11 protein-coding genes are annotated in these 12562 nt (G+C 71.2%); 9 read left to right on the forward strand and 2 right to left on the reverse strand.

Going from position 1 to position 12562, the window contains the following annotated elements; all coding sequences use genetic code 11:
- Nucleotides 1-538: 538 nt before the first annotated feature.
- The 8 genes from OG371_RS32665 (at nt 539) to OG371_RS32700 (ending at nt 9407) form a co-directional block, all read left to right on the forward strand.
- Nucleotides 539-2062, forward strand: a complete 1524-nt coding sequence (locus tag OG371_RS32665) for a sugar ABC transporter ATP-binding protein (RefSeq protein ID WP_329059417.1) — start codon at nt 539-541, stop codon at nt 2060-2062.
- Complete coding sequence (locus OG371_RS32670; protein ID WP_329059419.1) at nt 2059-3123, forward strand: ABC transporter permease; 1065 nt, start codon at nt 2059-2061, stop codon at nt 3121-3123. The genes OG371_RS32665 and OG371_RS32670 overlap by 4 nt, the downstream gene beginning before the upstream one ends.
- On the forward strand, nt 3123-4127 hold the full coding sequence (locus OG371_RS32675) for a substrate-binding domain-containing protein (protein ID WP_329059420.1): 1005 nt from the start codon (nt 3123-3125) through the stop codon (nt 4125-4127). Before OG371_RS32670 ends, OG371_RS32675 begins: the two co-directional genes overlap by 1 nt.
- A 43-nt stretch (nt 4128-4170) precedes the next feature.
- Nucleotides 4171-5583, forward strand: coding sequence for an L-fucose/L-arabinose isomerase family protein (locus OG371_RS32680; RefSeq protein WP_329059423.1), 1413 nt, complete (start codon nt 4171-4173; stop codon nt 5581-5583).
- Nucleotides 5584-6518: 935 nt separating this feature from the next.
- Nucleotides 6519-6932: an SsgA family sporulation/cell division regulator gene (locus OG371_RS32685; RefSeq protein ID WP_329059425.1), complete on the forward strand. Its 414-nt coding sequence runs from the start codon at nt 6519-6521 to the stop codon at nt 6930-6932.
- Nucleotides 6933-7607: 675 nt separating this feature from the next.
- Entirely contained in the window at nt 7608-7988 is a 381-nt protein-coding gene (locus tag OG371_RS32690) for an STAS domain-containing protein (protein ID WP_329059427.1), read from the forward strand.
- A gap of 47 nt (nt 7989-8035) precedes the next feature.
- Nucleotides 8036-8875, forward strand: a complete 840-nt coding sequence (locus tag OG371_RS32695) for an aldo/keto reductase (protein WP_329059429.1) — start codon at nt 8036-8038, stop codon at nt 8873-8875.
- A gap of 67 nt (nt 8876-8942) precedes the next feature.
- Entirely contained in the window at nt 8943-9407 is a 465-nt protein-coding gene (locus OG371_RS32700) for a hypothetical protein (protein ID WP_329059431.1), read from the forward strand.
- Nucleotides 9408-9495: 88 nt separating this feature from the next.
- On the opposite strand, the gene OG371_RS32705 is transcribed toward OG371_RS32700, so the two are convergent.
- A complete protein-coding gene (locus tag OG371_RS32705; RefSeq protein WP_329059433.1) occupies nt 9496-10005 on the reverse strand; it encodes a hemerythrin domain-containing protein in 510 nt (169 codons plus the stop codon).
- Nucleotides 10006-10111: 106 nt separating this feature from the next.
- On the opposite strand from OG371_RS32705, the gene OG371_RS32710 reads away from it, so the two are divergent.
- The gene (locus tag OG371_RS32710) at nt 10112-11623 is read left to right on the forward strand and encodes a CYTH and CHAD domain-containing protein (RefSeq protein ID WP_329059435.1); all 1512 of its coding nucleotides are present in this window, start codon (nt 10112-10114) and stop codon (nt 11621-11623) included.
- 486 nt (nt 11624-12109) lie between these two features.
- On the opposite strand, the gene OG371_RS32715 is transcribed toward OG371_RS32710, so the two are convergent.
- Entirely contained in the window at nt 12110-12442 is a 333-nt protein-coding gene (locus OG371_RS32715; protein ID WP_329059437.1) for a plasmid stabilization protein, read from the reverse strand.
- Between the last annotated feature and the right edge of the window lie 120 nt (nt 12443-12562).

Below are 12562 nucleotides of genomic sequence, written 5' to 3' on the forward strand. Positions count from 1 at the left end.
CCATGTACCCACGCGCAGCAGGCGACGTCCGGCCCCCGGATCGTCGCCTGCACTTGCTTACACCCTGCTCCCTTACCGGCCGGTACACCAATGTCGTGCATGGCGCATGCCGGAGCACCTGGATTGTGGGAACCAGCCAAAAAGCGGCCTGGGCCACACGGGTCCGGTCGCCGATCGCGCGAGGTTCGCCACAAATCACATCGAACAAGTTAGCGCGGCCCGGGTGGGGAAACCCCGTGACTAAGGGGCGGACAGGGGGTCTTCGCCGCCACGCTGGGTGGCGGCCACCCGCCGTTCAGCCCGGCGCCCGCTTTTTCACCTTGCCCCGGCTGCCCGACTTCACGAACGTGTGAGGCGGCGGCTGTGGATCTCGGCGGGCGATTTCCGCGGGGCCTGCCGTTTTCCGTGGCCCTGGGTCCTTCGGGAGGTGACCCTTGACACACCCACCCGGGTGGACCTACGTTCACCGGTAATCGATTTCTCGACGAGGGCCGCTCGCGCCGGGACGGGCGCGGGCGGGCGAGGGGCGAGGGCGGGAATGGGCGACGAGGACGTCGCGCTGGTCGAGCTGGCCGGCGTCAGCAAGGCCTACGGCGGGGTGCGTGCAGTGCGCGGTGTGGATTTCACCGTGCGGGCGGGGGAGGTGCACGCGCTGCTCGGGGAGAACGGGGCGGGCAAGTCCACCCTGATGAAGGTGCTCTCCGGGGAAGTGGCCGCCGAGCAGGGGACGATCCGGATCGCAGGGGAGGCGGTCCGGTTCGCCCGGCCGGCCGACGCGCAGCGGGCCGGCGTCGCGATGATCCACCAGGAATTGGACCTCGTGCCCGCGCTTTCGGTGGCGGAGAACGTTTTTCTCGGCCGTGAGCCGCACGCACGCGGGGTGCTCGACCGCCGCCGGATGCTGGCCGAAACCCGGCAGCTGCTCGCGCGCACCGGCGTCGGCTTCGACGCGGCCACGCCGGTGGAGCTGCTGCGCACCGGCGAGCGGCAGCTGGTCACCATCGCCAAGGCCCTCTCGCTCGACGCGCGGATCCTGATCATGGACGAGCCGACTTCGGCGTTGTCCCCGCACGAGGTGACGCGGCTGTTCGCGGTGATCGACCAGCTCCGCCGCGACGGCGTGGCCGTGGTCTACATCTCGCACCGGATGGAGGAGATCGGCCGCGTCGCCGACCGCGCGACGGTGCTGCGCAACGGCGAGGTGGTGGCCGAGTTCGACGCGCGCGAGCTGACGGCGGCGCAGGCCGCCGAGGCGATGGTCGGCCGCCCGGTGCACCTGATGTTCCATGCCGAGACCCGCGCGACGGTGACCGAGGACGTGCTCGAGGTGGCCGACCTGGTGGTCCGGCCGCGGGCCGGTCGGCGCGAGCCCGCCGGGATCAGCCTGCGCGTCGGGGCGGGCGAGATCGTCGGCGTCGCCGGGCTGCTGGGCTCCGGCCGCACAGAGCTGCTGGAGGCGCTGTACGGCGCCGGGCCGAAGGGCGTGCTGAGCGGCACTGTTCGCCTGCGGGGCAAGGACTTCCGGCCACGGTCGCCGCGCGCGGCGCTGCGGGCCGGCGTCGCGTACGTGCCGGAGGACCGGCGCGTTTCCGGGCTCGCGCTGGAGCATTCGGTGCTGGCCAACACCGTGCTGTCTATTGTGGACAAGCTGGCGCGGTTCGGCCTGGTGCCCGCCGCCCGCGAACGCGGCAAGGCCCGGGAGGCCGCGGGGCGCCTCGGCGTGAAGCTCACCTCGCTGGCCGACCCGGTCGGCGCGCTGTCCGGCGGCAACCAGCAGAAGGTGGTGCTGGGCCGGGCGCTGCTGACCGAGCCGGCCCTGCTGCTGCTCGACGAGCCGACCCGCGGCGTCGACGTCGGCGCCAAGGCCGAGATCTACCGGATCCTCGGCGAGATCGCGCGGACCGGCGTCGGCGTGCTGCTGGCCTCGTCCGAACCCGCGGAGCTGGTCGGCGTGTGCGATCGCGTGGTGGTGCTGCGCGGCGGGCGCAGTGTGGACGAGCTGGACACCGCGCTGGCCGGCGAGGCGGAGCTGCTCGCGGCGTCGATGGGAGATGTGCAGTGAAGGCCGTCGCGGTGCTCTTCCGGTTCCAGAGCGTGTTCGGGCTGGTCATCGTGTTCGCCGCGGCCGTGGCGTTTTCCCCGTCGTACGGCGGGAGCCTGGTCTTCCTGGGCGCCGACAACCTGTTCAGCGTGGTGCGCGCGATCTCCGAGATCGGCGTGATCGCGGTCGGCATGACCCTGGTGATCCTGGTCGGCGGGATCGACCTGTCCGTCGGCTCGGTGGTCGGGCTGGCCAGCGTCGGCATCGCGGAGCTGCTCACCGCCGACGACTGGGGGCTCGTCCCCGCGGTGTTGCTGATCCTCGCGATGGGCCTGGTTTTCGGCCTGCTGCAAGGGATCGCGAGCGCGCGGTTCCGGATCCAGGCGTTCATCGTCACGCTCGCCGGCATGCAGATCGCGCGCGGGCTGGCCCGGATGTGGTCCGGCGGCGAGGGCGTCTCGATCACCTACGGCAACGGCCCGGGTCAAGCGCCGGTGCCGTTCTCGCTGCTGGGCGAGCGGACTTTCGGTGGCGTGGTACCGATCCCGGCGCTGATCTTCGTGGTGGTCGCCGTGCTGGCCGTGGTGCTGCTGCGGGTCAGCGCGTTCTCCCGGCACGTCTACGCGATCGGCGGCAACGAGCGGGCCGCGCGCCTGTCCGGCGTGCCGGTGGCCCGGGTGAAGGTGCTCGTGTTCGGCATCTGCGGGCTGCTCGCGGCGCTGGCCGGGATCGTCCACGCGGGACAGCTGAACTTCGGCGGCCCCAACGACGGCGTCGGCTACGAGCTGAACGCGATCGCCGCCGTGGTGATCGGCGGGACCAGCCTTTCCGGCGGGCGCGGGTCGGTGCTCGGCACCGTGGCGGGCGCGCTGCTGGTCGGCGTGCTGGACAACATCCTGCAGCTCAACGATGTCGACTCCAACGTACAGCTGATCGTGGTCGGTGTGGTGATCGTGTTCGCCGCCGGGCTGCAGCGGCTGCGGCCGGCCTCGCTCGGCGCGGCCGGTGCCCCACCTCCGGCTGCCGTTCCCGAGCCGCCGGCGGACTCTCAAGCAGATGTTCAGGCAGGGAAGGGGAGCTGATGTCCAAGAACACCCGCCGCCTGGCGGTTCTGGTGGCCGCCGGGATGGCGCTGGCGGCCTGCGGCACCACCCACGAGAATGCGCCCGGCGCGTCGTCCGGCACCGCGCCGGCGCCGAAGGCCTGCAAGGGGCCCAGCGGCAAGTTCACCATCGGCATGAGCCAGGCGAACCTGGCCGAGCCGTACCGCGTGCGGATGGACGACGACATCCGCAAGGCGGCGGCGAGCGTGCCGCAGTTCACCGTCCACTACTCCGATGCCGCGCAGGACAATTCCAAGCAGGTGGAGCAGGTCAACACGTTCCTGACGCAGAAGATCGACCTGCTGATCATCAGCCCGAACGAGGCGACGCCGCTCACCGGCGTCGTCAAGCAGGCCTACGACCAGGGCATCCCGGTACTGGTGCTGGACCGCAAGGTGGACGGCGACGCGTACACCTCGTTCATCGGCGCGGACAACGTGGACATCGGGCGTCAGGCGGGGCAGTTCTTCGCCGAGAAGCTGTTGCCGCAGGGCGGAAAGGTGGTCGAGCTGAAGGGTCTCGCCGGCTCGACGCCCGCCAAGGAGCGCAGTGACGGCTTCGACAAGGGCATCGCGGGCAAGAACGTGAGCGTGATCGCGACGGCGGACGCGGACTGGTTGCGGGACAAGGGCCAGCAGCAGGCCGAGGCCCTGCTCAAGGCCCACCCGGACGCGCAGGCGATCTTCTCCGAGAACGACCCGATGGCCGAAGGCGCCCGGCTGGCCGCACAGAACGCGGGCAAGGCGGACCTGCCGATCGTCGGCATCGACGGGCTGCCCGTGCCCGAGGGCGGCATCAAGGCGGTGGAGGCCGGCCGGCTGTCGGCGACGTTCGTCTACCCGACGGGTGGCGCGGAAGCCGTTGCCGCGGCGAAGAAACTGCTCATCGACTGCCAGCCGGTGGCCAAGACGCAGACCCTCGGCACCCGGCTGGTGACCAAGGACAACGCGGCTGCTGTTTACGAGGAGTACAACCGCGGCTGATTGGGCTGGGTAGGGACAACTGCGGCTGAGCAGAGGGGAAGACATGGCTCGAATCGGCGTCCTGGCCATCTCCGACGGGCGCGACCACGTGCACCGCCGCAACACCGGGTTCATCCGGTCCAAACGGGACAGTTTCACCGCGGCGCTGGAGGCGGCGGGGCACGAGGTGGTCGTCGGGGACCTGGTGGCCACCAACACCGTCGCCACGGCGGCGGCGCGGGAGGTCGCGGCCGCGGGCGTGGACGTCACGGTCTTCTACTACGCGGTGTGGAGCTTCCCGCACTTCACCATGCTCGCCGCGGACGCGACCACGAGCCCGTTGCTGCTGGTCGCCAGCACCGACCCGGCCGAGCCGGGGCTGGTCGGCATGCTCGCGGCCGGGGGCGCGCTGGACCAGATCGGCCGGGCGCACACGCGTCTGTGGGGCGCGCCGGACGACGCGTCGCTGATCGCGGAGATCGGCGTGCGGGCGCGGGCCGCTTCGGCGGTGGCGTCGCTGCGCGGTTCGACGTTCGGGCGGTTCGGCGGGCGGCCGATGGGGATGAACACGGCCGTCGCGAACACCGACCAGTGGATGCGGCAGTTCGGCGTGGACGTCGAGGAGATCGACCAGTACGAGCTGGTGCTGCGCGCCGAACGGGCCGACGCCGCGGAGGCCGCCGGCGCGCGCGAGTGGCTGGAGCGCCTGGCCACCGTGCACTACGACGGCGAGAAGCTCACGCCCGAGCTGCTGGAGCGGCAGATCCGGTCGTACCTGGCGGTGCGCGACATCGTGGCGGAGCGCGGCATCGACTTCTCCGGCATCAAGGGCCAGCCGGAGCTGACGGAGAACTTCGCGACGATGGACGTCACGGAGGCGTTCCTGAACGACCCGTACGACTGGAACGGGCCCAAGGCCGTGCACGTCACCGCCACCGAGGCGGACATGGACGGCGCGTTGACCATGCAGCTGATGCACCGGATCACGGGCACGCCGGTGCTGTTCGCGGACGTCCGCCACTACCACGCCGACCGCGACATCTGGGACCTGTGCAATTCGGGCCAGCACGCGACCTGGTTCGCGGCGCGCAGCTCGGACCCGGCGGTGAACCTGGCGAAGGTGCACCTGTACCCGGAGGTGTTCTTCTTCCCCGCGGGCGGCGCCTCGGTGCAGCACATCGCCGCCCCGGGCGCGATGACCCTGGCCCGCCTGACCCGCCTCTCGGGCGCCTACCGCCTCCAGCTCTTCCAGGGCGACTTCGAGTCCTACGACGACGCGACCAACGCCGCCCTGGCCGCCTCCTCGACCCCGGAATGGCCCCACGCCTTCGCCCGCCTCGACGTGCCCGCCCCGACCTTCCTGTCGGGCTTCGGCGCCAACCACGTGCACGCCGTCCCCGGCGACATCCGTGCCGAGCTGCGGGCGGCGGCGGAGTTGATGGGGGTACGGGTCGAGGAGTGGAGCCGCACGGCCTGACGTTGCTGCCTGACCACACGGTCTGGCCGCACGGCCTGATCGCACGGCCTGATCGCGCAGGCGGTCGGCGACCGGGCCGGATGAGGTCTGGACCACGGCCAACCCGAGCCCAGGCTGCTGGGACCGGCTCGCCGAGACGAGCCCGCTGGGCTGGCTCGCTGATGCCTGCACGCTGGGCTGGCGCACCAGGGCCGGCTTGCCGAGACCGGCGCGCGAATGGGTCTGGACCTCCGTAGAGGCAGGCTGGCGGCGATCGTGGCCACGAGGGCCTGCCGCCGACCTCGACGCGCCGGATGCCTGGCTCCACCTGGCATTCGGCACGCGGCGTCCGCAGCCCGGCCCACAGCAGCCGGCCCGTGGCCATGGCGCCCTGGCCTGCGGCATCTAGCCGTGGAACTGTTGCCCGGGCCCGGCCCCGGCATCCGGGCGGTCGGTGTGGCGCTGGCTGTCCCACCAGCGAGCGCCATCTAGCCCGTGGGGTTGTTACCGGCCCCGGCCTCCAGGCCCCGGTGCCCGGGCAGTCGGTGGGGCGCGGCCTGCTCCAGCACCGACCGGCACGTCTCGTCGGCCGTGGGCGCCGCGTCTTGCTCTGCCGTGCGTGCGGCGCGTCTTGCCGGGTCATTCGCTGCGGCCAGGTCGCGCGACGCGCGCGGGCGGGAGGGGTTTTTCCGGGGGCGGGTCCTGTGGCCCTCGTCGCGATCGCTTGGCCGGGCCGGGGGCGGGGCTCACCATGGCTGAAGTGCGGGTGGCCCGATGCGGCCGCCGCCGAGACTCCCTTTCGAGTGGTCACTAATGCCGATGAGTGAGCGTATGAGACATAGGTCTCCACCAAAGGGGTGAAAGATCGACTGTCGGGCAGCTCGTAGTCTTACGGCGCGTTACTCATAGAGGAACATTCACGTTAGACCCCGAGAACGAATCAAGGAGGTACCGCCATGGGCACCGAGAGCCCCGCCGTCCGCGCGACGGTCATCTTCGGACTGCGCACGTTCGGGGCCGTCCCGCTGCCGGTGCGCGCCGACCTCGAGTACGACCCGTCGGACCCGTACGCGATCGCCGTGGGCTATCACGCCGGTCCGGGTGTGGTCCGCTGGCTCTTCGGCCGCGACCTGCTGGCCGACGGCCTGATCGCCCCCGCGGGTGACGGTGACGTCCGCGTCCGCCCGGCCGCCGACCCCGCGCGCGTGATCGTCGAGCTGAACGCCCCCGACGGCTCCGCCGTGCTGGAAGCCCCGGCCAGCGAGCTCGCCGACTTCCTCGACCGCACCTACGACGAGATCCCGGCCGGCGACGAGGCCCGCTGGTTCGACTTCGACCACGAGCTGACCAAGCTCGCGATGCACGACTGACCTCCCTGCACGGTGGGCGCGAGTGGCCCGCCGTACGGGGCGGGTGCGATCGACCTGCCGTCCGCGGCCGGGTATGGCCGCCCGCTTCATGGCCCGCCCGCTGTGTGACCGGCCCGCTCGCTTCACAACCAGCCCGCCGGCCTGGTGACTGTCCCGCTCGCTTCGTGACCGGCCCGCTCGCGTCGGTGCCGGATCTGCTCGGTCCGCGGCGGGATCCGTTCGGTGCGGCGACTGGATCCATTCGACCGTGGCCGGAGATCGGACGGTCCGCGAGTGGACCCGCCGGCCCTCGAATGTCACCCACGCCGGAATCCCGGCTACCTCGGCCGGAGTACGGGCGACCGTGTGATTCTCTAACCCTGCATCGACCGGATGGCGGAAGCCGCGTCAGAACTCGTTGAATACCGCAGAAACCGCGTACAGCCGCGACGCGCCCAGTCCCGTGGAACCAGCACCGAAACGTCGATTCCCTTGTGGTAAAACGACTTTCCCGCTACCCCGAAGCCGCTCCGGCGCGCTTTTCGCAGCGCACCCCTCCTGCCGCGGGCATTCGCCCCTGCGAGTGGCCCGGGTTGACCTGTGACCTCAGCGGCGTACGGTCGTAGCGGTTGGCTGTTGTTCAAAACCTGTGCTCCGGTCAGCGCCTCCGGCAGAACCCTGCGGAAGGAGCGCACCATGACTGCCCGGTTTTCCGTGTTCTCCGCCCCCACCGAGCTGACGGTCACCGTCACCGCGCGCGATGGCGTGCTGGTGCTGACCACGGTCGGTGACGTCGATGCCGCCAGCGTTCCCGCGCTCGGCGAGGCGCTGGTCACCGCGCTGGCCGGTGGCGTGCCGGTGATCGTCGACCTTTCCCGGGTCGAATTCCTCGGCTGCGCCGGGATTCGCGTGCTCTGCGAGGCCGCCGAGCGCGCCGACTCGCTCACGGTGGTGTCCGGCACCGCGCACGGCGTGCGGCGCTGCCTGGAGATCACCGACGCCGCCCTCCACCTGGCGATCCACGAGACGCTGGCCGAGGCGATTTCCCCTGTCCGGGACGGGGAATCGGCCACCTGATCGGGTCACGGCGTTTCGCCGCCGGTGGTCCCGGGTAGGCCGGGATCATGACCGCCAAGACCGAAAACGTCCCGGAAATCGTGCTGAACAACGGCGTCGGCATCCCGCAGTTCGGGTTCGGGGTCTTCCAGATCCCGCCGGAGGACACCGCCGCGGCGGTGCGGACCGCGCTCGAAGCGGGCTACCGCCATTTCGACACCGCGCAGCTGTACGAGAACGAGCAGGGGGTCGGCGACGGCCTCCGCGAGTCGGGTGTGCCGCGCGAGGAAGTGTTCGTCACCACCAAGCTCGCCAACGACGCGCACGGCCACGACAACGCCATCACCGCGCTGGAAGGCAGCCTGCAACGGCTCGGGCTCGATCACGTCGACCTCTACCTGATCCACTGGCCGCTGCCGCACCAGGACAAGTACGTGGCCACCTGGCAGGGTTTCGAAGACCTGCTGCGGGCCGGGAAGGCGCGCGCGATCGGCGTGTCGAACTTCCAGGTCGCGCACCTCGAACGGCTGGCCGCGGAGACCGCGACGGTGCCCGCGGTGAACCAGATCGAGCTGCATCCCGCGTTGCAGCAGACGGAATTGCGCGCGTACCACCGAGCGCACGGCATCGCCACGGAGGCGTGGAGCCCGCTCGCGCAGGGCGAGCTGCTGCAGGACCCGGTGCTCACCGACCTGGCCGGGAAACACGGGAAGACCGCCGCGCAGGTGGTACTGCGCTGGCACCTGCAGCTCGGGAACATCGTGTTCCCCAAGTCGAAAACGCCCGAACGCGTCCGCGAGAACATCGACGTGTTCGACTTCGAGCTGTCCGGCGACGACATGGAGGCGATCGGCAAGCTCGACGACGGCCACCGCACCGGCTTCGACCCGGACACCTTCCGCGGATAGCGTGCCGGTTTCCGTCCGCGGCCGGGCGGGTACCCCCAGTGGGAACGAGCTAGGAAGGAGCGCCCGGATGAACACCAATGCGTACCTGTCTTTCCTCGCCATCGGGATCGTGCTCGTCCTCATCGACGGGCAGGTCATCTACCGCAGTGGCCGGGGCTACTTGGAGAGTTCGTACGGCGACGCGGGGGCCGGCGCGTCGATGACCCGGCTGGTGACCGTGCTGTTCCATTTGGTGGCGCTGGGGCTGCTGGCCCTGCTGTCCACGATTCCCTTGGGGGACAGCGATCTTCCGGGGGTGGTGGGCCGGCTCGGCGCGCTGCTGCTGGTGCTGGCGATCATCCACGCCATCACGCTCGGCGTGCTGAGCCGCATTCGCGGCGAGCAGGTCGGCGAGGCCGTGGTGAACCGGCGGATGTCCCGCAGCGAGGCCGAGCAGCGCGGCGCCGTCGTCACCCCGGTGCCGGGCCAGGAGGGGAGCTACCCCGACGTGAGCCCGTCGCTGGAGCACCGCGCGCCGTACTCCACTCCCTAGGCCGTACTCCACTCCCTAGCCTGAAAGGAGAAGGTCCGGATACCGTCGTGGGTGTCCGGGCCTTTTCCTTGTGCGGTAAGGAAAATGGTCAGTCGGGGTTCACGGCGGAGCGGATCTCGTCGACGAAGCCCGGGCCGGACATCAGCACCTGGCTGCCGGGCTGCCGGTCCGAGGTGGCGGGGTGGGGTGAGGTCGGGGCGGCGCGGCGGGCCTGGGTGGTCTGTTCGCCCAGCTCGCGCAGTTCGTCGGCGCTGTGGGCCGCGCGCAGGCTTTCCACGACGCCGCGCTCGTCTTCGCGGATGTGCCGCCGGACGGCGCGGATAAGGGCGCTCACCAGGCGTTCGAACTGCGGTTCCTGCGGGCCGGCCGTTTCCAGCCGCCGCATCAGGTCGTCGGCCTCGGCGAGCTGCCTGCTGCCCGCCGCGCCGGGCAGGTGCCGCTGCTCGGCGACGGTGTGCCGCGCGAGCGTGGCCAGCAGGTGGTCGGTCAGGTCCTTGCGGTTCTCGGGGCTGCCCTGCCCGAGGTCCAGCTCGGTGCAGAGCCGGTCCAGGATCCGGTGGTCCTCGACGAGGAGGTCGGTCAGGTCGGTGCTGCTCATGCGATCGGGGTACCCGGTTGCGGAAAGGCGAATCGTCGGTGTGCGGCTCACCTGATCGTGGGTACCCCTGGAGGAGCAGCCGCCGACGGAGACGAGGAGTCACAGCATGAGAGGTCCGATCGCGGGGATCGAGCGCGAGCGCAAGTACGAGATCGGCGAGACGACCGGGATCCCGGCGCTGGTGGGCACCGGCCCGGTCCGCAGCCAGGCGGCGCCCGCCGAGCACTTCCTGGACGCCACCTACTACGACACCATCGGTTTCGCGTTGGCGCAGAAGGGAATCACGCTGCGACGGCGGACCGGTGGCGAGGACGCGGGGTGGCACCTGAAGCTGCCGATCGGCCCGGACACGCGTGAGGAGCTGGCCGTCCCGCTCGGCGCCGACGAGCTGAAGGTGCCGAAGGAACTGTCGCGGCTGGTGCGCGCGTACACGCTGGGCCATAAGCTGGTGCCGATCGCGCACCTCAAGACCGACCGCTTCGCGCACCAGCTCACCGACGGCGAGGGGCACCCCGTCGCGACGCTCACCGACGACCACGTCACGGGCGAGGCCGGCGGTGAGTCCGCGCGGCTGGACCGGTGGCGGGAGCTGGAGATCGAGCTGGCTCCCGAGGTCGCGCCGGACGTCCTCGACAAGCTGGAACGCGCGTTGACCGGCGCGGGCGCCAAGGCGTCACCATGGCCCTCGAAGCTGCGACGGCTGATCGGGGACCGGGTGCCCGCGCGGAAGAAGCCCGCCAAACGCCCCGACGCGGGCACGGTTGTGGTCGGGTACCTGCAGGAGCAGGCCGCCCGGTTGCGCCAGGCTGACGTGGGCGTGCGGCGGGATGCCGACGATTCCGTGCACCAGATGCGCGTGGCCGTGCGGAAACTGCGGAGCGCGCTGCGGACGTTCGAGTCCATTGTGGATGGTTCGGCGACGGCGGAGCTGAGGGCCGAGCTGAAGTGGCTGGGACAGCGGCTCGGGCCGGCGAGGGATCTGGAGGTCTCCGCGGACCTGGTGGCTGCGGGCCTGGACCGGCTGCCGCCGGAGCTGGTGGTGGGCCCGGTGCGCCAGTACGTGACGCGGTATTTCGCGCGGGAGCAGACCGTGGCGCGCGAACGGGTCGTGGAAACGGTGGACGGCAAGCGGTACCTGAGGCTGCTGCGGTCGCTCGACGCGGTGCTGTCGGAACCGCCGTTGACTGCTGTCGCGGGGAAGCCCGCGCGCAAGGGGCTGCGGAAGCCGGTGCGCGAGGCCGTGCGGAAGATGGAACGGGCGGAGAAGGCGTCGCGCGGGCTTTCCGGGAAGGCGCGGGAGGTCGCGCTGCACGGCGTGCGGAAGAAGGCCAAGCGGGTCCGTTATGCGCTGGACGTGGTGCGGCCGGTGGAGAAGGTGGGCGGCTGGCGCAAGCGCGTGAAGAGCGTGCTGCGGGAGCTGGGGCAGCACCAGGACGTGGTGATGAGCCGGGAAGTGCTGTACCGCCTGGGGATCGCGGGATTCGGGGACGGGGAGAACACGTTCACGTTCGGCGTGCTGCTCGGGCAGGGGGACGGGCTCGCGATGGGGCATCGGGCCGGCTTTGCGCGGGCTTGGCGGGGGTTGCGGGGGAAGAAACGGCCGGGGTGGGTTTCCTGAGCTGGACGCCGGTGAGGGGTTTGCGGCGGGAGCGGCTGTGTGGTTGTAGGGCGAGGAACAGGCTCGCGGCGAGGCACGTGGCTGTGCTGCGCGAACGGGCTTCCCGAGCCCGGGAAGTCGCGGGTGTGACCGCAAAGCGGCGTGGCCGTGGAGTCCGGGCAGTGGCGGCCGGGCATCGAGGCGGGAAGGTCTTCCCTCGGCACCCGGCCGCCACCTGCGGCCGGGCGGCTGCCGGTGGTCAGGCACCACCGGTAGCGGCGGCGGGGCGGTGCCGAGCGGGAAAGGTGTTCCCCTCCGATCGGCCGCCACCGGTAGCCGGGGTGGCTGCCGATGGTCAGGCGGCCACCGGTAGCGGCGGCTGCTGGGCGTGTCGAGGCGGGAAAGGCGTTCTCTCGGCGATCGGCCGCTACCGGTAGTCCGGGCTGCCACCAGTGGCCGGGCGGCTGCCAGTGGTCAGGCGGCCACCCGGTGGCGTCGGCCGGGCGGCTACCTGCCCAAAGCCTTCTTCAGTTCCTGCTTCGACATCGTCGAACGGCCGTGGATGTTGCGCTGTTTGGCCTCGTTGTAGAGCTGGTCCTTGGTCGGGCCGCCGGGGCCCTGGCGGTTGCCCGAGCGTTTGCCGCCGCGGTGCTGGGGGCTGACATCCTGGGTGGAGGTGCGGCTGGCTTCGCGGGATTCGCCGGATCGGGCGCGGTTCTTGTTCACCGTGCGGGCGGCGATCTCCTCGGCGCGGCCGGTACTGGCGCCGCGCTCGCGTTGGGAGTCCTTGATGTGCTCGTACTGACGTTCACGTTTGGCGTTCCAAGCTTGCTGCGGCATGGCGCTCCTTTCCTCGACCCGGCGGGTACCCCCGGGCTGCCGGGGGCTAAACATGCTGGTCAAGCGCTCGGAAAGGTGTCGTTGAACCGGCGGGCCCGATCATCCGTGTGATGGGATGAC

Origin of the sequence: Amycolatopsis sp. NBC_01480 (genome assembly GCF_036227205.1) — a bacterium.
Taxonomy (GTDB): domain Bacteria; phylum Actinomycetota; class Actinomycetes; order Mycobacteriales; family Pseudonocardiaceae; genus Amycolatopsis.

Excerpts from the sequence above, each read along its gene's own strand:
- OG371_RS32665 (WP_329059417.1), top strand. The coding sequence starts at position 539 with ATGGGCGACGAGGACGTCGCGCTGGTCGAGCTGGCCGGCGTCAGCAAG.
- OG371_RS32675 (WP_329059420.1), top strand. The coding sequence starts at position 3,123 with ATGTCCAAGAACACCCGCCGCCTGGCGGTTCTGGTGGCCGCCGGGATG.
- OG371_RS32680 (WP_329059423.1), top strand. The coding sequence starts at position 4,171 with ATGGCTCGAATCGGCGTCCTGGCCATCTCCGACGGGCGCGACCACGTG.
- OG371_RS32685 (WP_329059425.1), top strand. The coding sequence starts at position 6,519 with ATGGGCACCGAGAGCCCCGCCGTCCGCGCGACGGTCATCTTCGGACTG.
- OG371_RS32690 (WP_329059427.1), top strand. The coding sequence starts at position 7,608 with ATGACTGCCCGGTTTTCCGTGTTCTCCGCCCCCACCGAGCTGACGGTC.
- OG371_RS32695 (WP_329059429.1), top strand. The coding sequence starts at position 8,036 with ATGACCGCCAAGACCGAAAACGTCCCGGAAATCGTGCTGAACAACGGC.
- OG371_RS32700 (WP_329059431.1), top strand. The coding sequence starts at position 8,943 with ATGAACACCAATGCGTACCTGTCTTTCCTCGCCATCGGGATCGTGCTC.
- OG371_RS32705 (WP_329059433.1), bottom strand. The coding sequence starts at position 10,005 with ATGAGCAGCACCGACCTGACCGACCTCCTCGTCGAGGACCACCGGATC.
- OG371_RS32710 (WP_329059435.1), top strand. The coding sequence starts at position 10,112 with ATGAGAGGTCCGATCGCGGGGATCGAGCGCGAGCGCAAGTACGAGATC.
- OG371_RS32715 (WP_329059437.1), bottom strand. The coding sequence starts at position 12,442 with ATGCCGCAGCAAGCTTGGAACGCCAAACGTGAACGTCAGTACGAGCAC.